Origin of the sequence: Flavobacterium collinsii (assembly GCF_946903285.1) — a bacterium.
GTDB lineage: Bacteria > Bacteroidota > Bacteroidia > Flavobacteriales > Flavobacteriaceae > Flavobacterium > Flavobacterium collinsii.
Map to the genome: position 1 here is coordinate 5,296,876 of NZ_OX336425.1, position 22,024 is coordinate 5,318,899.

20 protein-coding genes are annotated in these 22,024 nt (G+C 33.0%); 9 read left to right on the forward strand and 11 right to left on the reverse strand.

Translation table 11 applies throughout. The features are described 5' to 3' along the window. Positions 1–83: 83 nt before the first annotated feature. Positions 84–1,538 (reverse strand): glycosyltransferase, encoded by a 1,455-nt coding sequence (locus tag OGZ34_RS21155; protein WP_263361647.1) that lies wholly within the window; start codon positions 1,536–1,538, stop codon positions 84–86. Positions 1,539–2,016: 478 nt separating this feature from the next. Here OGZ34_RS21155 and OGZ34_RS21160 point away from each other — a divergent pair, with 478 nt between their 5' ends. The 3 genes from OGZ34_RS21160 (at position 2,017) to OGZ34_RS21170 (ending at position 3,792) form a co-directional block, all read left to right on the forward strand. Then, a complete protein-coding gene (locus OGZ34_RS21160; RefSeq protein WP_263361648.1) occupies positions 2,017–2,193 on the forward strand; it encodes a hypothetical protein in 177 nt (58 codons plus the stop codon). A gap of 2 nt (positions 2,194–2,195) precedes the next feature. Continuing rightward, entirely contained in the window at positions 2,196–3,203 is a 1,008-nt protein-coding gene (locus OGZ34_RS21165; RefSeq protein WP_263361649.1) for a virulence RhuM family protein, read from the forward strand. A 355-nt stretch (positions 3,204–3,558) separates the two neighbouring features. Beyond that, a complete protein-coding gene (locus OGZ34_RS21170) occupies positions 3,559–3,792 on the forward strand; it encodes a hypothetical protein (protein ID WP_173966437.1) in 234 nt (77 codons plus the stop codon). Positions 3,793–4,018: 226 nt separating this feature from the next. Here OGZ34_RS21170 and OGZ34_RS21175 read toward each other — a convergent pair whose 3' ends face one another. From OGZ34_RS21175 to OGZ34_RS21215, 9 genes are all read right to left on the reverse strand, one after another. Next, positions 4,019–6,169: a peptidase domain-containing ABC transporter gene (locus OGZ34_RS21175; protein ID WP_263361650.1), complete on the reverse strand. Its 2,151-nt coding sequence runs from the start codon at positions 6,167–6,169 to the stop codon at positions 4,019–4,021. Position 6,170: 1 nt separating this feature from the next. Next, entirely contained in the window at positions 6,171–7,313 is a 1,143-nt protein-coding gene (locus OGZ34_RS21180; RefSeq protein WP_263361651.1) for an HlyD family secretion protein, read from the reverse strand. Positions 7,314–8,142: 829 nt separating this feature from the next. Continuing rightward, on the reverse strand, positions 8,143–8,343 hold the full coding sequence (locus tag OGZ34_RS21185) for a hypothetical protein (protein ID WP_017495311.1): 201 nt from the start codon (positions 8,341–8,343) through the stop codon (positions 8,143–8,145). Between the two features lie 118 nt (positions 8,344–8,461). Then, entirely contained in the window at positions 8,462–8,614 is a 153-nt protein-coding gene (locus OGZ34_RS21190; RefSeq protein WP_017495310.1) for a hypothetical protein, read from the reverse strand. A 29-nt stretch (positions 8,615–8,643) separates the two neighbouring features. Then, positions 8,644–8,796, reverse strand: a complete 153-nt coding sequence (locus OGZ34_RS21195) for a hypothetical protein (RefSeq protein ID WP_263361652.1) — start codon at positions 8,794–8,796, stop codon at positions 8,644–8,646. 303 nt (positions 8,797–9,099) lie between these two features. Then, complete coding sequence (locus OGZ34_RS21200) at positions 9,100–9,567, reverse strand: CPBP family intramembrane glutamic endopeptidase (protein WP_263361653.1); 468 nt, start codon at positions 9,565–9,567, stop codon at positions 9,100–9,102. A 353-nt stretch (positions 9,568–9,920) separates the two neighbouring features. After that, a complete protein-coding gene (locus OGZ34_RS21205; protein WP_263361654.1) occupies positions 9,921–10,073 on the reverse strand; it encodes a hypothetical protein in 153 nt (50 codons plus the stop codon). Between the two features lie 130 nt (positions 10,074–10,203). Continuing rightward, positions 10,204–10,365 (reverse strand): class IIb bacteriocin, lactobin A/cerein 7B family, encoded by a 162-nt coding sequence (locus OGZ34_RS21210; protein ID WP_263361655.1) that lies wholly within the window; start codon positions 10,363–10,365, stop codon positions 10,204–10,206. Between the two features lie 11 nt (positions 10,366–10,376). Then, positions 10,377–10,523 (reverse strand): class IIb bacteriocin, lactobin A/cerein 7B family, encoded by a 147-nt coding sequence (locus tag OGZ34_RS21215; protein ID WP_263361656.1) that lies wholly within the window; start codon positions 10,521–10,523, stop codon positions 10,377–10,379. Between the two features lie 393 nt (positions 10,524–10,916). Between OGZ34_RS21215 and OGZ34_RS21220 the strand changes: the two genes are divergently transcribed. The 5 genes from OGZ34_RS21220 to OGZ34_RS21240 all read left to right on the forward strand — a co-directional run bounded on the left by OGZ34_RS21220 (position 10,917) and on the right by OGZ34_RS21240 (position 17,676). Continuing rightward, positions 10,917–12,614, forward strand: a complete 1,698-nt coding sequence (locus tag OGZ34_RS21220) for a helix-turn-helix domain-containing protein (RefSeq protein WP_263361657.1) — start codon at positions 10,917–10,919, stop codon at positions 12,612–12,614. Between the two features lie 127 nt (positions 12,615–12,741). Next, on the forward strand, positions 12,742–12,912 hold the full coding sequence (locus OGZ34_RS21225) for a hypothetical protein (RefSeq protein WP_263361658.1): 171 nt from the start codon (positions 12,742–12,744) through the stop codon (positions 12,910–12,912). Between the two features lie 11 nt (positions 12,913–12,923). Next, entirely contained in the window at positions 12,924–14,630 is a 1,707-nt protein-coding gene (locus tag OGZ34_RS21230; RefSeq protein ID WP_263361659.1) for a S8 family peptidase, read from the forward strand. Continuing rightward, on the forward strand, positions 14,627–16,825 hold the full coding sequence (locus tag OGZ34_RS21235; protein WP_263361660.1) for a lantibiotic dehydratase family protein: 2,199 nt from the start codon (positions 14,627–14,629) through the stop codon (positions 16,823–16,825). Before OGZ34_RS21230 ends, OGZ34_RS21235 begins: the two co-directional genes overlap by 4 nt. Positions 16,826–16,827: 2 nt before the next feature. Then, positions 16,828–17,676 carry a thiopeptide-type bacteriocin biosynthesis protein gene (locus tag OGZ34_RS21240; protein ID WP_173966427.1) on the forward strand — a complete coding sequence of 283 codons (849 nt, stop codon included), beginning with the start codon at positions 16,828–16,830 and terminating at the stop codon, positions 17,674–17,676. Between the two features lie 2 nt (positions 17,677–17,678). Here the strand turns inward: OGZ34_RS21240 and OGZ34_RS21245 are convergent, their stop codons facing one another. Next, complete coding sequence (locus OGZ34_RS21245; protein WP_263361661.1) at positions 17,679–19,280, reverse strand: Na+/H+ antiporter; 1,602 nt, start codon at positions 19,278–19,280, stop codon at positions 17,679–17,681. A gap of 390 nt (positions 19,281–19,670) precedes the next feature. On the opposite strand from OGZ34_RS21245, the gene OGZ34_RS21250 reads away from it, so the two are divergent. After that, complete coding sequence (locus tag OGZ34_RS21250) at positions 19,671–22,019, forward strand: mechanosensitive ion channel family protein (RefSeq protein WP_263361662.1); 2,349 nt, start codon at positions 19,671–19,673, stop codon at positions 22,017–22,019. Positions 22,020–22,024: the final 5 nt, after the last annotated feature.

Consider the following 22,024-nt stretch of genomic DNA (forward strand, 5'->3'; position numbering starts at 1 on the left):
AAAACAAAAAACTCCCACTCAAATGAGCAGGAGTTCTAAAAAAACAAATCAATTTCTATTTCTTTAATTACAATATTCCTTTTTTAAGCCAATCCACGGGTCAGCCAGCCTTTTTTATTGGCAGTAACAATTGCATACGGTGTAATCCAAAACAAACTAAAAGTATAGAAAACACTATAGGAATACGCCCAAAGCGAATCGGCAAAATTATATCTTTTCGTGTAGAACAATACAGGGAAACTTGATACCACTAAAATTGCCAAAAGTGTAGAACTTAAAAACAATAACGGATGCATCGCAATGAAATACAACATAAAAAACAGAAACGGATACGCCATAATCATTTTCATAGATTGACTCACAAATAAAAGACGTGCTCCAAATTTAGATTCTTTTCTGAAATCTGTAAAAACATATTTCGCCATAGCGATATTCTCACGCACATTACTTCTGCTCCATCTGATAAACATCTTGTACAATCCGGTATATTCTTCCGGTACGTTTGTCAATACATAAGCATTTCGCTGAAACAACACATGCTGCCCTTGTCTCAAAATCATATTGGTCATGGCACGGTCTTCACCAATGTCTGATGGCTGTCCCATAAAAGTCTGATTGATCCATTCGTCCAGACAAGCAAAAACCGAAGTTTTTCTGTAAGCCGCTGCTGCTCCCGGAGTACAAAGCACTGAACCCAATCTGCTTTCCGCTGAACGCATGAATTCAAAACTCATTACAAAACTCACATTCAGCATTTTTGGTAAGATTGCTTTTTTGCTGTTCAATACATGAACATTTCCGGCAACTGCACCACATTTTTCATCTACAACAAACGGACTCACTAAGTTTCTTAAAGTATCTTTTTTTACAATTGAATCACTGTCTACCGTAACAAAGATTTCTCCCGTTCCCAATTCGAATCCACGGTGTAAAGCATGACGCTTTCCTTTGTTTTCACGTTGTTGAAAAATCGTCAAACGATCTCCTAATTTTATTTTAGCTTGTTGCATCCAATACCAGGTATCGTCTTTACTTCCGTCGTCAACAGCTAATATTTGCATTTTTTGCTCCGGAAAGTCACTCTCTGCCAAACTCATCAAAGTATCCCAAACCAGTTTCCCTTCGTTATACGCAGGAACAATCACAGTGCAAGTTGGTAACATTTCATCCGAAACAGATTCGATTGGTTTATAAGTAAAATACAAGTATAAATTATACAAAAAAACTCCGGCTTGAAATACAAACAATGCCCCTGCCAGTATCAGGAAAGGAAATCCCCAGCTTGAATTTATTCGCTCCAGCTGAAACTGATCGAAATCGGCTTGCAAATGATAAGCGGAATAAGCTCCAATAAACAATAAGATAAAAGTGCTTACCAACACAAACAATCCTGTCTTGCTTTTGGTACGCTCGCTTACTTTCTTTGAAGCTACATTTGAATTACTAATACGAAAAATGGAACTGTTTAAGCCTTGTTCGGTATTAAGATTTGAATTTGAAGTATAAAACTGTTCTGATGTTAGGGTTTCACTTTTCATATGACACTACTTTTTATTGCTTTCTAATGGCTTTTATTTAATTACTTCCCTCCGGTGCTACATTTTCATTTATTTGGAGAGAATTTTATATAATGCCATTTTGCAAGCGTTGTGCCATAATTAATTTTCGCTGGTTTCTAGCGAATTAGAAGCTTTACGCGTTTTTCAAGTGTGTAATTATTACACGTTTTTGTACACAGTATACAGTTTTTGTTGGTATTTTGAGAGGTTTTAAGCTGAGATTTTGTAGCCTTTGAGCGCGGCGAAGTTTAGAAATAACGTCTTCTGATGTTTATTATTGTCATCCCCAACAAAGTCAAAAGATTTTTGGAATTTGAAATTTCAGGTTTGGAATTTCTTTTTTTTGGAGCTATTTCCCGCTGTCCGTTTCAATCTTTTGTATCCGCCGCGGCGGGCACAAAAGGATTTTCACTTCCATCGGGGCTAGGGACAAAATTACATAAGAATATTCTTAATTATGTTAAAAATAAAATTTATTCATAAAACAGACATCTACTCCTATACTTTACAATTTTTATCTATTAATCTTAAGCTTTTATTCAATACTTTAGCAATCAGATTATTTTTTGCAGTAGCGCATCAACAGTCCGGAAGTAAAGAATATGGGAACGAATTTTATGAAAGAATAGTATAAATATGAACACGGGAGAAATACTTATATATCAAAATCAGGAAGGCAATATTAAAATCGATGTACGACTTGAAGAAGAAACAGTTTGGTTAACTCAGGCACAAATTGCGTTGCTTTTTGGCAAAGGAAGATCTACTATTACGGAGCACATTACTAATGTTTTTAAAGAAGGCGAACTAGACGAAAAAGTGGTATGTCGGGATTTCCGACTAACCTCTTTACATGGAGCCATTGAGGGAAAAACACAAGAAAACAATGTTAAACATTACAATCTTGATGTCATAATTTCTGTAGGCTATAGAGTAAAATCACTTCAGGGAACTCAATTTCGTATTTGGGCAACGCAGCGATTAAAAGAATACATTGTAAAAGGTTTTACATTAAATGATGATCGTTTTAAGTCCGGTAATACTATGAATTACTTTAACGAATTGCAACAGCGCATTCGTGAGATTCGAATATCTGAAAAATTCTTCTACCAAAAAATAAAAGACATTTACACCACAAGTATTGATTATGATGTCAAAGACGAAAAAACAGTTTCATTTTTCAAAATTGTACAAAACAAACTTCTTTGGGCAATCTCTCAAAATACTGCTGCTGAATTAGTCTACCGAAGAGTAGACGCTTCTTTACCATTATTAGGAATGCAGTCTTTTGATAAAAAAAATGCTCAAACAGTTCAGAAAACAGATGTTAGCATCGCCAAAAATTACCTTACTGAAGACGAAATAAAACTTCTAGGCTTATTAATAGAGCAATATTTAGCTTTTGCTGAGACCATGGCGCAACAACAAACTCCCATGTATATGAAAGATTGGGCAGAACGTCTCGACAGTATTTTACAACTCAACGGAAGAGAGTTATTGTCGCACGCTGGTAAAATTAGTCATCAAATGGCTCTGGATAAATCTACCCAAGAATTTGAAAAATTTAAAGAAAGTAGAAAATCAATAGAGATCGAACAAAGCTTAAAAGAAATTGAAGCAGATATTAAAAAATTGAAGAAGTAACTGCATCAAAATAACTTAGAGAAAACATTAAGAAGCTCTTAGCAACCATCCACTAATATCTTTTCCTTGCTAAAGGAGCAAGAAAAAGGATACCGCTTCTATCAGGGCTATGGGAAATGTTTTCATTAGATAATCCAGTGAAACCCGACGCCAACAAAACATTATAACATATTATTTTTCCTACTATTTAGTCAGCGGTTTTTTTACTACATTTGCAGTCCTAAACGTAAAATTATGAACTCGATTAAACTTTTGCCCGTGTGGTATGGTGGCGGTATTGGAAACAACTGCAACGCTTTTTACGGCGTAGGACACCTTAGCTATGCGGGTTTTATATTCCCTAAACGTAAAAATTATGAGTACCAACACCCTTTCAAAAGAAGCCGAAATCAGGCTGATGAATTTCTTCAACAACACAATAGATCCGCAAGAAATGGCTAAATCTATAAGGCAAGTCAATTACGTTCTTGCTCTAGGAGCTTTGAGGCAACAAGGAACCCTGCAAAATGAAATTACCAATTTAGAAAATAGCTTTTATTGGCTGAATGAATTAGCTGAGGTTTTGAATCCTTATTTGGATGTAGAATAAAAATTTCGCTTAAAATTAAAAAAACCTCGATTTTAGAAAAATCGAGGTTTTCTGGTTTATGGAGAAAATGTTTTGTGTTAATGAGCAAGATGGTTGGACTTGTCGCTGATATTGAGCTTGTAAGAAAGTTTTTTTTATTAATTTAAAACTCACGTATAAATACGTATTGTTTTTTTAGCAAAGGAAGATTATGGTACAAAATCAATCGTTCTAATTAAAAGCCCATCTAAACCAAATTTTGTTTACCCCAAAGATTGTAATATTCGGATTGCTGGTCTAATAATTCGAAATGATTTCCTGATTCGACTATCGTTCCGTTTTTCATAACCAATATGGTATCTGCATTCGCAATTGTACTTAAGCGGTGGGCAATAACAATTATTGTCTTTCCCTGAGTTTTAAAATTATCGATCACCTCTTTCACCATTTTTTCAGAGGCCGTATCTAATGATGCTGTGGCTTCATCCATCAGTAAGATATCCGGATTTTTATATAATGCCCTGGCAATGGCAATTCTTTGTTTTTGCCCACCTGACAACATAGCTCCATTTTCTCCAATTTGTGTTTCGAATCCGTTGGGTAATTTCTCAACAAAATGAGTTATTCCCAGTTGTTTGGACAAATCCAAAATTCTTTGAATATTCGGAAACGGATCACCTAAAGCAATATTCTCAATAATATTTCCGGAAAACAAATTAAGCTGTTGCGGAATAACTCCTATCACTTTTCGTAAACTCTGGTAATGAACAAACTGTGAATCATATTCTCCAATATAAATCTTACCATCTTTGATAGGATACAAATTTTGCAGCAATGAGATTAAAGTTGTTTTTCCACTGCCGCTTTCTCCTACTATTGCTGTTGTTTGATTCTTTTTGAATACTGCATTAAAGTTTTTAAATACTTCCATACGGGATCCATATCTGAAAGAGACATTTTCAAACCTGATATCTCCTAAATGCTCTTTCTTCAATTCTATTTTATTTTCTGTTTCCTCTCTTTCCAGATCCATTATTTCAAAGAGTCGGTCTGCTGCAATTAAGGCGTTCTGAGCTGTCTTATTCATGTTGATTAAAGAAGCAACCGGAGAGGTAAAATAACCAATCAAGGCATAAAAAGAGAATAGTTCTCCGGGAGTAATAGCTCTGTCGATTACATAACCCGATCCGATCCACATTAAAACTATAGTAAAAACCGAAGCTAAAAATTGTGTAGAAGTTCCTGCAAAGATTCCGTTTAAACCGGATTTGTAGGTTGCAAACAGTAGTTTTACAAACTTGTTTTCTGTTTTTAGATTGGAAAAATCTTCTATCCCAAATTCTTTTACTGTTCTTATATGGGTGATACTCTCTACTAATTGTGTTTGCAGTTCGGCAGCATTCTCCATGATAATTCGTTCCACTTTTTTGTTGAATTTATTTAAAACAAAATAGATCACAGCATAAAACGGAATTACCAGAACAATTACCAAGGCCAGTTTCCAGTAATACGTAAACATTAATACAAATGAAAAAACAACAATAAAGAGGTTGACAATCATTTCAATGGCTACTTCGTTTATAAACGAACGAATTTTTACCGCATCACTTATTCTCGAAGTAATTTCTCCTATTTGCATGGTATCAAAAAAACGCTGTGGCAAATGCAGTAAATGTTTATAATACCCCAGAATTAATTTTGCGTCGATTAACTGTCCCGTTTTCATCACAAAAACACTCTTTTTGGAGCCAATATAGGCCTGCAGCAAAATTATTGCTATCATAGAAAGGCTCAATAAATTAAGCAGTTTTCTATTGCCATCTACCAAAACGTAGTCCGTTATTTTTTGGATGTAAATAGACATTGCTAATCCTAAAACAGTGAACAAAATGGCTCCAATCAAAGCCTGAAGTAAGATCGTTTTATGGGGTTGGATTAAATTCCAAAACCTTTTTAAAGGTGCCGTTTTTTCGTTTACTGCTTTAAAATCCTCATTGGGAGCAAAGAGAATCAATACTCCCGACCATGTTTTCTGAAATTCTTCGAAGGTATAGTGCTCCATTTTGCCTAAACCCGGATCCATGACCGTGATTTTAGATTTTTCTACCTTATAAATTACCACGTAATGCTGTAACTGCTCTTTGATAACAATATGGGCAATTGCCGGAAGCGGAATTTTATCTAAGGCATCTAAACCGCCTTTGACTCCTTTGGCACTAAAACCCATTTTTTCGGCACCTTCAATAATCCCCAAAACATTGGTACCACGTTTATCGGTATTAGCAAACTGGCGTATTCTCGCTATAGGCAGATTAACTTTGAAATGACTTCCGATAGAAGCCAGACAAGCAGCACCACAATCTTTAACATCATGTTGTTTTATTTTTATTGAACTCATTTTACTTATTATTTGTCATTTGTTTTGGGTTTAACCAATTGTCTATTTTGTCAAATAACAAATCAAACAAACTTCTTCGGGTAATTATGTATCTTGCGGTCAAGGTCATTCCTTTGGAAATGTCAGCCTTATAACCTGATTTTAGCTGTAAAGTTTTTGAGTTTAAGGCACATCGCACCTTAAAAAAAGCCTGATCATTTTGCAGCGTAATATTACGATCAACATCAATCACTTTTCCTTCCAACATACCCCATTGATTGTAGTTGAAGGCATCTAACTGAAACTTGACTCCCTGATTTTTTTTAACAAGACCAATATCATTGGGAGAAACATTGCATTCGACAATAAGATGATCTGCCGATGAAATGGCCGCGATAGATTGGGAAGCATTTATAAAGGAGCCTTTTTGAATGCCTGAGTAGTTTTCGATTGTTCCGGAAACTGGAGCCAAAACAACATAATTATTTGATTCTGCATTTATCTTAGCGACAGCGCCATTGAGGTTCTTTAAGCGATCTTCTAAATCTCTCTTTTGGTTTTCCCAAGCTAATTTTTGCTGACTTATGAAACTTTGCAAGGCTTGTTTGGACAGACGTAATTCATACTCAAGTTTTTCAAAATCGGCCTTGGCAATAATTTCTTTATCATACAAAATTTTATTGCGGTCATAATTGATTTGTGCCTGCGAGATTTTACTTTGCAGTTCATTTTTCCCAGACTGAAATTTCAATAGATCCTCTCGTGCAGTAGTGGTCAATAAATGATTGGTGTTTTTCTGCAAAAGGTTTGAAACGTCTTTGAGCAGTACCGAAACAGATTTTGATAAAGTATCCTGAGTTCTTTTATCACTCTCCAGATTTTCTTTGGCAATTTTTAAAAGAGTATCTCCTTTTTGTACAACTGCGTTATTCTTTAAATTGATCCAGTTAACCCTGCCGCTCACCATTGTTGCAACAGGTACATTGTCTGTCTTACTGCGAACGATACCTCGGCTCTGACTGCTGATATCCACTTTAATAACAGGTAAGAGCGCTAAAAAAACAAGGATAAACAAAAGGATAACAAAATAAATCGAAAAACTCCTGGTTTTATTTTTAGCAATAAGATTTTCCAGCGTGTTTATTGGGTCTGAACTGAAGTTCATGAGATATCAATGTATTACATACAGATTATTCTGTAAAAATTAGTCTAAAAAAGTGAGCTGTAAATTTTCAAAAAGGCAATAGAAATCCTCTTCCTCTATTTTCTTAGAAAAAAGAAGTTCTTTGAGGACTCTCAAAAAAATGTTTAAATGAAATTTAGCTTACAGGAAAACCTCCGTACTAAAACTTCAATCTAAAACGGAAAACTGTTTTGGATTGTGAATATAATTTCAATTATACCTCAAGCATCTCCTTCCCAACAATACTATAGTACTGTAAAAAGAAATACTCAAAGAAACTGAATTGAAATTCATCCTTTTATTTAAAAAAATAACCACTAACATATCCAATGAAATAGATCGCTACTCCAATCGAAATGACAATCTTAATACGTTTTAATAATTTCAGATCGTGATTCATAATTTCTAAAGTATAATTAATGTAATAAATAATATAATGCCTCTCCACATACTGTCCCCGCAAAGTAAAACGCCACTGGAAAGAGTATTAGTGCATAAATTAAGTACGTTATTTCGTTGTCTTTTTTATTCAAAAAAGTCTTATTTGTTACATTATTAGGTTTCATATTTCTCCTTTTTCATATTCAAAATAAATGTTTAAAAAATTCTTCAATACTATTCCATTTTGAGAAAATAAATAAAAGCGAAATGAAAATTAGAATATTTATAGCATTTCTTTTAAGTTTCTTTCTATCAATATTTTCAAATTTACTTTTCATTGAATACTTTACTTTAAATGTTAATTTGCAATTAATTATATTGTTATGATTTCTCCCAAAAATTACCACAGAAAGAAATACGAATAATTCCTTTATACTTTTCGTTCTTTCGCTCTAATTCTAAAATAAGCATAGATAAAAAGAAAAGAAAATATTAATTTATAAATTCTATAAACCCAAATATGAACTACAAAAAAAAATAATTCTTGTACGCCATCTTTAAATAATGATGTAATGAATCCAATACCAAATAATATTCCCAGAATTAAAAAACCATATGTAGATAATTTCATAAGATGCAATATTTTTATATTAATAATAGTGATAAAAATTCAATCACTACAATTACTTTTAAAAAAATGTACTAAGTTATTTAATGTGTGGTTGTCTTAAAGACAACCACACATTAACTTAAAGCATAGATGCAATACAAAGTACACATGCTGTTACTAGGAGAGCCTTCCCTGCATAATGACCAATCTGATAGGCGATACCATCATGCCCCCCTTCAATTTCAATTAATTCATTTAAATTAAGTTCTGTTATTCCAATAATATTTTCCATATTTAAAAAATTATAAGTTTGTAATAAATTTAAAACGCATCTAATAGTCCCCTAAAGAAATCAATCATTTGATGAGATAAATATGGTGCGGGATTATGACTACTGTAGGGCGGACATCCTCCTTCAACTTCTTCTACTTCCTGAGCATTAAGCTCAACTAAATTCATTTTTTTTAAATCCATAATTTTAAAATTTTAAGTATTAATTAATAAATCCAATCAAATCATTTCTCGAGAATTAATTTGTAAGAACAAACTTATGATACTTCCATCTAATAATATTGGACGGAAGTAAAAAACTAATTAATAATTTAAATTTTTAAGAGTTTTATCTTTCTAACGAACTAAAAAAAATGTGGCTTTTCAGAATAGTGCCACAAAACACTTACCCTTTTAAATATAATTAAGAGAAAAATATACTACGAATGATATCAAAAAAGTTAAGTACAGTTAACCTAATAATTACAATTTTTCCGGCAACAAATCCTAAGGAAAGTAAATATTCAAGATAAATACAATACCATTATAAATTGTGTGTGTAATTAATGTGATTATGAAAGAGTTCTTTACACTTCTGCCTGTTACATACAAACCTGCTAACATCATACCGCCAGCAAAGGCAAATAAAAAATAAAAAACATTATAGAGATGCATTGAGGCAAAAACCAAAGCAGATACCAAACAACAATATCGGAGCGCCATTTTTATGCGTTTACAAATTTCAATAACTGAGTACTGGCATAAAAAAGTCTCAAGAAGCGGGGCTACAATAACAAATAAAACTAGTTTTTCATTAATGGTGTAATTTTCATTAAACCCTTTGCCTAAATCACTACCCAAGAACTCTGCTAAAACACTAAAAGTATAGCTGTTTAAAAGGCTTATCAGAACTACAATTACTACAAGCTGCCATTGTTGAAGATCTTGAATGTTTTTTTTTATTTTTGATATCATATGTTATTGAGTTTAATTATTGAGGCTATTAAAAAAAAGCCTCAATAATTCTTTTTAAAGAATTTCTATAAGGCCATAGAATATAATAATCAATTTTTAAAATCAATATTACTTCTCATTTTACTTATTATCCTTAATTTATCTGGCTAATGTTCTGTCAAAAAACTCTCTTCTATTAAATAATTTAGAATAGAAATACTTAGGGCAAAAATTGCAACCAAAATATAAAACGAGTTGCTTTTGAAGAATTTCGTGTGTTATCTATCTTTAATTTTAAATTTGCACACTTAGCCTTTTAAGATTGTTTTCAAGATTTAGCAAAGAATATAGGAAACTTTGTTTTTGTTTTTAATTTAATGTGTAGCATAGTATAAAGCATCCCCCATAGCTTCTCCCATAAAGTAGAACATTACAATAAGTATTATGCTCACATAGAGAATGGTCAAAAATTTTTTATATTTTGTGCCTAAAAAAACAGTTTCAATAATAGATATTTTCTTTCTCATTTTGGTCATTTTAAACACACGGGAGAATCCCGTGTGTCTGGTTAATTTATTTGATACGAGATCTGTTTTGAGATAATATCGTTGTATGTTTAATTTCGTTCAATTTTAAACAACAAACGAGTATTAACTTTTAATGTGTGGCATACCATAGTAAATCACCGGCAGCTTGACCTGCCGCATAAGCTGCTCCAACTAGAGCACAACAAGCCAGAACTGTTCCGAAGATGCCTCCTTCGATATTTTCTTTCTCTTCAAAAGTTAATTCTTTTACTTCTTTAATTTCTATTAGCATAGCTTCTTTAATTAATGGTTATGACTTTGATATTGGTTATACATTCCTACAGCGAATGCAATTACAAGCGGATTCTGAAGAAGTAAGAAAAATCCCCCTTCTGTTTCTTGTATTTCCTGAGCATTAAGCTCAACTAAATTCAATTTTTCTAAATTCATAATTTTATGTTTTTTGAGTGTTTAAAATAAATGTGGTTTATTTTTTCCACATTCTTGTTTTCGATTCATTAACTTTTGAATCATCCTATTGTAATGGCCAATTACATTTAAGAAAACAATCTAATTCTTGCAGTGACGTCTTACTGTAAAAAATGTCTCACTTTCTTATGCCAAAACTAGACTAAGAACATATTGCTCGCAAATGTTAGATATCGAAATTCGGGAATACCGATATGAAATTCAGGAATTTTGAGTAATAATGAGTTTAAACAGCTGGAAATCAATGACTGTTGATACAAGCAAAAAAACGAAATTTGTGACCAAAACTCTCTGTATATAATCTATTTTTGTAAGAAACCAATGCTCATGATTTTGTTTAAATTCTTTAAATTCTTGTTCTTCTTACTACTTCCTTTGTTTACTTATGCTCAAACATCAAAAAGTGATCTTCGTGAATTGTCTTATGAAAAATTAAGTGATCTTTATTTTGATAATGTGAACAACCCCAAAAAACAAGTTGTATACACCAATGCTTATATGGCTAGAGCCATTAAAGAAAATAGCAATATTGAAAAAGCCCGTGCTAATTATCAAATGGCCTTATTATATTATAAGTCAGATAAAAACAAAGCAATCAGTTATTTAGATAGTGTTATTAAATATTCAAAGGATTCAAAGGATAAATTCTTTCCTACTGCAGCATATTGTGAAAAGGCAGATTTTCTAAAAAAACAATTTAAATTTAAAGAAGCTATGGATAATTATAAACTAGCCGAAAAAATAGCTCTTCAAACTAATATTGATTACTATTATGTGGTACGCGAGTACATAGGTATTACAAAATCTGAAGATTTGGGAGAATACAATGAAGCTTTAGAAATATATAAGGAATGTTACAATTATTATAAAGCTAGAGACTATAGGTCAGAGAAATACGCCAATGATTTTCAGGATGTAATTTTTGGAATTGCAGATTGTTATAAATCATTACAAAATATAGATTCAACTACATTTTATAATAAGTTAGGATTTAAAGAATCAACAATAACAAATAATGTGTCATTAAAATATGTTTTTATATTAAATGAGGGAGCAAATCAGGTGTTAAAGAAAAATTATAATGCTGCAATAGATAGTATAAGTAAAGCTTTGCCACAAATGATAAAACATGATGATTTAGGAAATACTTTAGCGGCTTACTTTTACTTAGGAAAAGCTTATGACGGTATTGGTAAAATGGAAACAGCCGTTAAAAATTATCTAAAAGTAGATTCCATTTATTCTAGTACTAAAGAAATAAGCGCAGAATTTATAGATGGCTATCCTTATCTGATAAGTTACTATAAAAATATCGGAGATAAGGAAAATCAACTTAAATACATTACAAAATATATGTCTATAGATAGTCTTTTACAGAAAAATTATAGAAATTTAAATAAATTGATTTTAAATGAATATGATGTTCCTCGTATGATGTCTGAAAAAGAGAATCTTATTAAATCATTAAAAAAAAATAACCTAAGGTCCTTCTGGGGAATTGGAGCCTTAATATTAGTTATATTGAGTGTTTCAATATTTGGATTTTATCAATTTCAACTTAAGAAAAAATACCATTATAGATTTGAACAGATAATGAATAAATCCACAAGTAAAGAGATCGTAGAGAGTGTTTCTGATAAAATTGATGATTCTAAAAGGATTATTCTAAAAAATGATGACATTGGTATTGCAAACGAAGTAATTAATGAAATACTAGAAAAATTGGATGGTTTTGAAAAAGAAAAAAAGTATCTAAAATCTGATATCACCATACAGTCTTTGTCATCCCATTTTCAGACCAACACTAAATATTTATCTAAAATAGTAAACAATTATAGAGGCAAAACATTTATTCAATACATTAATGACTTACGAATTGATTATGCTATTGAAAATTTAAGAAATGATTCAAAATTAAGAAAATACACTATTCAAGCACTTGCATTAGAATTTGGTTTTAATAGTGCTGAGTCTTTTTCATCAGCTTTTTACAAGAAATCAGGAATAAAACCAACATATTTTATTAAACAAGTAAATGATACAATATCTTGATAATTAGGATTTTGATTTAATTCTTGTTATCGAAATTCATGAATTTCGATAACAAGAATTAAATCTTATAATTATTTAATAGATTCAGCATTTTATATTTGTAATGTAATTTTAAACAAAAAAAAAGATGAAAGTAAGTAAAGCAAAAAAAGAAATTAAAAAATTTGACCTAAACAAAATGGAAGTTGCAAAATTAAAAAATATGCATTTGATTGTTGGAGGTGGAGCAGATGATCCTCTTGATACTAATGACAAAAAAGCAGGTTCATCTAATAGATGTGGACAAAAGAAAATTTAGTGCAAAATAGTATGAAATCAATCTTTTTATTCTTTTTAACTGTAATCTTTTTTATAAGTTGCCAAATTAAAAAAGACTTAAATACCAATAGTACTAAAAAGGCTTCTTTTATAACTGAAACTACTTCTTCAGAACTTAAAGACTGGTATCAAAAAGATTATAGTGTAGATGGGGTTCCTGGAATTTCATTGGATAAATGGCACAATCAAAATAAAAAGAAGCAAAAAAATACTATCATTGTTGCTGTAATTGATACACAAATTGATATTAATCATGAAGATTTGAAAGGACAGCTTTGGACAAACGTTAAAGAAATACCAGACAATAATATTGATGATGATCACAATGGCTATATAGATGATGTGAACGGATGGAGTTTTACCGGAACTAAAAACGGAGGCTATGTAGTTTGGAACAACTATGAATATGTTAGGATAATTAGAGAATGGGGACCTATGTTTCATGACAAAGTCGAAAATGAAATTTCGAGTAAAGATTTACCCAACTATAAGGAATATCTAAGAGCCCGAAAAAAATTTGAGTCTAAACAGGAATATTATAAAAATTGGCATAGATCCCTAATTCATAATATTGAAGTATATCCTTTGGTAAAAGATACTTTAAAGTTTTTTTTTCCAAAAGAAGATTATACCTATGAGCAATTAGACAGTCTTTATAAAAAGTATAAAACAAATGATAAAACTTATATGCAAAGACGTGATTCTAATGATAAAGATTTAGGAGCTCTAATTGATTATATGATAGGTAACTTAGAAGTGGATGAAAAAACATTAGAGGATATAGTTGATAAGAGAACACAGTTGGATTCTGTACTATTAAAAAATTTAAATGTTGACTACAATGAACGTTTATTAATTGGAGATAATCCGAGCGTTCTTAAAAAAGGTTATGGTAATAATAACATAAGTAACAATAAAGCCGGGCATAGACCTATTCAAGATCATTGTACTAAAATGGCAGGGATAATAGGGGCGAATCGAACAAATAATATTGGTGTAAGGGGGATTTTACAAAATGTAAAAGTTATGCCTTTAAATATTTCGCCTTCTGGAGATGAGAATGATAAGGATATCGTAATGGCGATATACTACGCAGTTGATAATGGTGCTAAAGTAATTAATATGTCATTAGGGAAAGAATTTTCCATGCATAAAGACTGGGTGTTTGATGCTTTAAAATACGCAGAAGCTCACAATGTTTTAATAGTTCACAGTGCCGGAAACCTTGCTTTTGATGTTGATAAAAACCCAGAATATCCAAGTGATGTTGCATTTGATGGTACACCTGAAATTTGTAGCAATTTTATTAACGTTGGTTCTACGACCTATAAATTAAATGAATATTTTGTGTCTGATGTTTCAAATTATGGTAAGGAGAATGTAGATTTATTTGCTCCAGGAGAAGAGATTTATACAACTGCTTCTGGAAATAGTTATAAATCTGCTTCAGGAACTTCTATGGCCGCTCCAATGGTTTCGGGAACAGCTGCATTAATATGGACTTATTATCCTAAACTTACTGCTACTGAGGTCAAACAAATTATACTAGATTCGGGAACTGCTTATGATATTGAAGTTATTGTTCCAGGTACTGAAGACAAAAAAGTTCTCTTTTCAGAGCTATCTAAATCGGGGAAGGTTTTAAATGTTTACAACGCTATGAATCTTGCTGAAAAAGTCAGTAGAAGAAAAAAATGATATTAAACAGCAAGATTACCCCCTTTACAGACTATGTGTTGAGGGCTCCTTTATTGCCATTATCTTTATATTTTGATATACTCGAAAACTACTCGAGTGAAAAAGCAAAGCAACTGTATCAAAAAGCTATAATCCGAGAAGCAATTAATTTAGCTTCTCCGGATTTAGTAAAACAATTGGATAAATGGGTGAAAACCGATTCAAAACTGCCCGTTGAAAAGGCTAAAAAATTAGAACTTACATTCTTAAAATATTTAGCCCGAATGTCCTCCAGATGTACACCATTTGGGCTCTTTTCAGGCTGCTCTGTGGGGAGAACAGCCGCCGAAACGAAAATTATTCTGGAAGATACAGACAGATTTGAACGTTTTACTCAATTTGATATGCAATTCTGGGTAATGCTGCTTCAGGAAATTTCCAAAAAAAAGGACGTAATTCCACATTTGAAATATTACCCTAACAATAGTATTTACAAAATTGGAGATTTTTATCGTTACATCGAATACAAAAGTATAGAGACAAAGCGGGAACACGGTATTTCGGCCTTACGAGTATCTACGGTACTAACAGAACTGCTTGACACCATACAACAAGGGATGACTGTTGAAGAAATGATCACGTTTTTGTCGGATGATGAGGATGAAAAAGCAGAGGCAACGGAATTTGTTTTAAAATTAATCGATTTTCAGTTTTTGGTAAGTGAATTAGATGCTGTTGTTACAGGAAGTGACAACGGGGAAAGGATTTTAGATGTTTTGAAAAAAATTCCGACTCTAAAGAACGAATATCAAATGTTAGAAAAAATTCTGGAAGAGCTTCTTTCCTTAGATAAAAAACTTGCTCCTCTTGAAAAGATCTATCCGAAAATTAAAAACAATATAAAACGTCTTGAAATTGACTTTGATGAAAAGTATCTTTTTCAAACCGATCTAAATTCAAGTACCTTGGTAAATACTTTAAACAAAAATGTTTCCCAAAAAGTACTAAGAGCCGTTGAGTTTTTGAATGGTATTCAAATGAAAGAGAAGTTTCAGAATCAGGAAAGTTTTAAAAAAGCATTTACTCAAAGATATGAAAGCAGAGTAATGCCATTGACAACCGTTCTGGATACCGAAATTGGAATTGGTTATCTGCAGAATCAAGAAATGAATGACAGTCATGAGGTTTTAGAATTTCTTTCTCTTAAGTCTAAAGAAACAGAGAGCAAAAACGAACTCTGGACATCTTATGATTATATTCTTCAGAAAAAGATACAAGAGTGCATGATAAATGGGGAGACAGAAATTTTATTAACGGAAAAAGATTTTCCAAACTTCAATAATGATTTTAGCAACGCTCCAGCCACATTTTCTGTAATGTTCGAAGTTTTAGAGCACGAAAAAGTTGTAATTGAATCATCAGGAAATACAAGCGCTGCCAAACTATTAGGACGATTTTGCACTGGTAATCCTTTTATCCATAATCTCACTAAAGAGATTATACAAAAAGAAGAAGCTTACTATTCAGATCAAATTATGGCCGAAATAGTTCATATCCCGGAATCCAGAACCGGAAATATTTTACGCAGGCCGGTTTTACGAAAACATGAAATCAGCTATTTAGCAAAGTCCGGAGTACCCGAAAATGACACCATTCATTTAAATGATCTTTGGGTTTCTATAGAAAATGATACCATAATACTCTTTTCAAAAAAACACAACAAAAAGGTCATTCCCTGTCTCTCAAACGCGCATAACTTTTCTAAAAATTCGCTGCCACTTTATCATTTTTTATGTGATTTACAGTCGCAGCATACAAAACCGATTTATTCTTTTGACTGGGGAGTCTTAAGAAATCATTACATCTATTTTCCAAGAATAGTGTATCGTGATATTATTTTATCAAAAGCCAAGTGGATTGTAGCAAAAGAAGAAATTATGCATTTTTCTAAAATAAACGATATACAACTTACCAATGAATTTTTAAAATGGCGATCGCAAAGAAATATTCCGCGTTATGTCAATTGGGTGAATTATGACCATGCACTTTTATTTGATTTTGAAACCCAAATAGGAGTTGAACTATTTTTAAATTCAGTCAAAAATAAAGAGAAAATCACTTTGGAAGAATTTCTGTTTACGAAAAAATCTGTCGTACAAAATCAAAATACAGATGGTTATTGCAATCAATTTATACTATCATTTTACAAAGAATAAAAATGCAGAGAAATTCTTGTTTAGGCAGTCAGTGGCTGTATTATAAAATTTATACCGGTGTAAAAACAGCCGATTATATTTTAATTGAAAAATTAGCCCCTGTTATAACCTACTTAGAAAAAAAGAAAAAAATCCAAAAGTGGTTTTTTATTAGATATCGGGATCCTGAGGAACATCTGCGAATTCGTTTTTTAATAGACGACGCTGAAAATATGACAGCACTTATCAATTCATTTTATCCTATTTTTAAAGAACTTCTGGATGAAAATATAATTTGGAGAATCCAAACCGATACCTATCAAAGAGAAATTGAACGGTATGGTAAAAAGACCATCTATGATTCTGAATTTCTATTCTGGAAAGACAGTAAAATGATTTTAAATTATCTGAGTCTGAAAACTTCCTTCATAGCGAAAGAAACGCCTATTTTTTTTAGTCTTTTGATGGTTGACTCTTTCCTTAATTCGTTCAGGCTGTCAAATTTGGAAAAATTAATTTTAATGGATAAACTTCAAATTGCTTTTAAAGAAGAATTTGAAATAGGTAAAATTCAGAAAAAGGAAATGGATATCAATTACCGATCACTGTATCCGCAAATCAAACTTTTTCTGGAAGCTGAAAATCAGGATAACTTTCCTGAAATCTTTTCTATTGTCAATAGAAAATCAAATCTTATCCAGAAAAAGGTTTTTGAAATAATCGATAAAATTCAAATTCCCATAGATGATTTCTTATCGAGCCATATCCATATGATGATTAACAGGCAATATACTTCTAAACAAAGAGTATATGAACTTGTTATCTACGACCATTTGTATCGCTATTATAAAACTTTATGTTACAAAAAGTAAAATCACTCCTCATACATCTCCATCCACAATCTTGTCTCTTCCAAATCCAGTTCCTTTTCAATTTTTCTAAAAATCTCTTCGTGGACAGAGCCAGTTTTGTGCATGAATTCCAGTTTGGCGCGTTCTACGTTTAGAAGGTCGATCTGGAGTTTGGTAAAATCGTTGAAGATCTCCCCTCCCAATACATTTCCTTTTCCGAAGAAATTAGCCGGAAGTTCAGTTTTCTGAAGACGATTGAATTTAACTTCGTATTTGCTTTTGATGTTGTGCAGTAAATCATCGTTGAGTAACGAAAAATTATCTTCGATGTGGGTGATGGTTTGCGAAACGATAGTATTTCGAATTTCATATTCTTCGGCAAGAATCGAATAGGGCTGCACTTTTAATTTTTTGATCAGCCATGGCAAAGTAAGTCCCTGAACGACCAAAGTCGAAAGTATCACACAAAATACCAGATAGATGATGAGGTTTCGCAAAGGGAATTCGGTTGTTTTGTTCATCATTAACGGTAAGGCCAGCGCGGCAGCCATAGACACCACACCACGCATTCCCGACCAGCCGAAAATAATCATGTTGCGATAATCAAATTCTTCTTTGAGACGGATTCTTTTACTAAGCATTCTCGGAAGCAAGGTTGCCGGAACCACCCATAAAAACCGAACCAAAATCACCACTACACTTATCGAAGCACCCCAAACAAACAGGGACCAACCGGAGTAATCCCCAATTCCGGCAATAATTTGTCGCAGCTGCAGTCCGATTAAAATAAAAATCAAACCGTTTAAAATATTAGTCAAAACACTCCAAATCGTTCCGGCCATAATTCGGCTTTCGTGCGTAAAAATAGTTCCGGATCGGGCTGACAAATAAAGTCCGGTGGCCACAACGGCCAAAACTCCCGAACATTCAAAATGCTCTGCGATTAAATAAGAGGCAAAAGGCGTTAGCAAAGTCAAAGTGGCTTCGATCACCTCATCGCAAACAAATCTCCTGTGGATATAACACATGATATACCCCACAACCAAACCAATTGCAATTCCCGCTACAGACATTACAACAAAGTTTAACCCCGCCTGCCAGAGTACAAAATTACCCGCTGTAATTGCGGTTAATGCATATTTGTAAGCTACCAGACCACTGGCGTCATTCACCAGACTTTCACCTTCAAGAATGGCAATCAATCTGGGATGCAAACCCAATCCTTTGGTAATCGAAGTCGCAGAAACTGCATCCGGAGGCGAAACTATCGCTCCTAAAAGAAAAGCCAAAGGCCAGGAAATATCGTCAATGAGCAAGTGTGCTGCAATTGCTACCGCCACTGTGGTAAACAACACCAAACCTACCGCTGCCAAAGTAATAGGCCGAATCGTTTGTTTAAAATCGGACCAGCTTGTGTACCAGGCGGCGTGGTATAAAAGCGGTGGTAAAAAGATAATAAAAACTACCTCAGGACTTAAAGCAATTACCGGAAGTCCTGGAACAATACTAATCACCACACCACAAAGTACCAGTACAATGGGAATTGGAAAATTGTATTTTTTACTAACGAGGCTCAAAAAAGCGACTCCAAATAGTAACATGATGATTACTGTAATATTTTCCATTTTCGAATTGTTTTGGTATTTCGGTTATAATACTACGAATATAATATTTTTAGATCTTTGGAAATTGTTCAGCGTACATTTTATGAAACACATAGAAACATAGATTTAATTATTGTTCGTGAAGACTATTCAAAAAAATCATGATTTTCACACATAGTTTATACTCTATAACGAAACTAAAAATTCCTAATATCGTCTGCCTATGAGAATTTATGTTAAGTGAAACGACTTTTTAAGCATTCTTAATCTATGTTTCTATGTGTTTCATAAATAAACAAAATAAAACTTTATGTAAAACTGTTAGATCTCCTTTAACCAAATTTTCTTGCATCCGACATTATAAATACTGTAAAAAAAATTACATTTGAACCTTAATTCATATCCCAAATTATGATCCTGAAAAGAAATTTTATCGGTGTACTCGCCTTACTGGCTGTCTTATTTTATGCACCGATTGCCTATTCTCAAACGACTCCTCCAAAAACAGAAACCAAACCAAAACTATTTGAAGAAACCACTACAGATAGTGACTATCTAATGGCCATCGAAAAAGCCGGAGAAGTTTTGGAATCTGCGCATAACGACACCGAATTTGATGGAAACAGTCATCGTTTATTTGGTGAAATCAAAGGAACGCAAAGTAAACTTGATCTAATTCTGGCCAGTCTAAAAGGAGCAAATCCGAATGTGCGCAACCAGCAAATGTATCGCATTGTACTCAAAGAAATTGAGCTGGAACTGGACGAACAAAATACAGCAATCAATTCCCGTAATCTGGCACTTGAAAAAATCAAAAACAGGGTAATTGATTTGCGCAAGGATAAAACCCTGATGGGACTTTTGAAAGATACCGTTCGCCGTAAGCAATTTAAACAGGAATTTGCAAATCTGAAAAAAAGATACCTGAGTACAGACAGTCTGATGACCAAAAACCAAAGTATCTTAAACCATAATAAAAAATTAACTGTTGAAAGAAAAATTGCGGTCTCTAATGCCTTAATTACGGTAGAAAGCAAACTGGAAAAATCCGGAATCAGTATGCTCAAAAAAGAATATCCTGTTTTATGGAGTACCAGTGATTCTACAGCAAAAAAAATAGTAGGCAAAAACATTAAAGCCAAAATAATAATTGAAGAAAACGTTGCGGAATATTACTTGAGTTACAGAGCGGGTGGCTTAATCACATTGCTTTTGTTGATGGGAATATTGGGTTGGTACATTTCCCGCAATTTAAAATACCTCAACAGTAATGCACATGCCGAAAACCTGTCTCAGCTTAACTTCAAATACATCAATAGAGGCGTTGTTATTCCGGTCGCTGTCATTGGTCTTAACATTGCTGTAGTTAGCAATTTATATGCTCCGGCCCTGTTTATTGAATCGATTCAGCTGGTTCTTCTCGGACTACTTACAGTACTTTTTAAAAACAAATGGTCGGCCGTTGCCATGCGCAACTGGTTACTTCTTTTGGTATTGTTTTTTATGCTGTGTTTCTTAGACTTGTTTATCCCTGTTGGATTTATGCAGCGTTGCGCCTTTATTGTAATCAACCTCTTCGGAATCCGCTACGGTTTTGTACAGATTAAAACGTTAAAAGATCAGTTGTACATCAAAGGCTTTTTTAAATGGGCCACCATCATTTTTATTGGTTTGAATGCTTTATCCATTTTCGATAATGTCCTCGGAAGGGTTTCGCTTGCCAATATGCTAAGTCTTACCGCTTTTATATCGCTAACACAGATCGTGGCATTGAGTGTACTTTTAAAAATCGTACTCGAAATTATTCTTTTACAAATTTACACCACCCGCATTAAACGCAGTATCGAGAAAATCTTTGACCATGAAAGCTTATCTGATACACTAAAAAGACCATTCATTATCGTGATCAGTTATATGTGGATTGTGGTCATTGCAGCCAATTTAAACATTTGGGAATCACTGCGCACCGGTTTGGGTTCGCTACTAAGTCACCCAAATACCATTGGAAGCATCACTTTTACGTTGGGTAATATTGTCTTATTTTTTATCATCATCTGGGTTGCGCATTTATTACAAAATTATGTCGCTTATTTCTTTGGTGAAATTGACGATGAAAACGAAGAAACCATCAATAAAAGACAACATTCTAAATTACTGATTACAAGACTTGTTGTTTTAATCAGTGGCTATCTTTTGGCCGTAGCAGCTTCGGGAATGCCTCTGGACAAACTAAGCATTCTACTGGGAGCCTTGGGTGTTGGTGTGGGGCTTGGACTTCAGAATGTCGTTAATAATTTCGTTTCGGGTATCATCCTGATTTTTGACAAACCAATTCAGATTGGTGACGTGATCGAAATTAGTTCCGAATCTGGCCGGGTAAAATCAATGGGATTGCGTACCACCAAAATCAACTCTTCAAACGGTGCCGAAATCATTATTCCGAATGGTAATTTGTTATCCCAAAATATTACAAACTGGACGTATACCGACAATTTTAAACTCGTTGAAATAACTGCCGAAGTTACTGGTGATGTTATGCCGGAAGCAATCAATGCGATTATTCTGGAATCGCTTGAAAGTATGGCATTGGTCAATACCACCAAAGTTCCGCAAATTTATTACAGCGCCATTTCTGATGGAAAATTCAAATTGCAAATAAAATTCTGGTGCAGCATTTACCGTACCGAAGAAACGATTAGCAGTGCCAGACAGGTTCTTTTCAGTAATTTCAAAGCAAAAGGTTTGACGTTATCCACCTAAATATT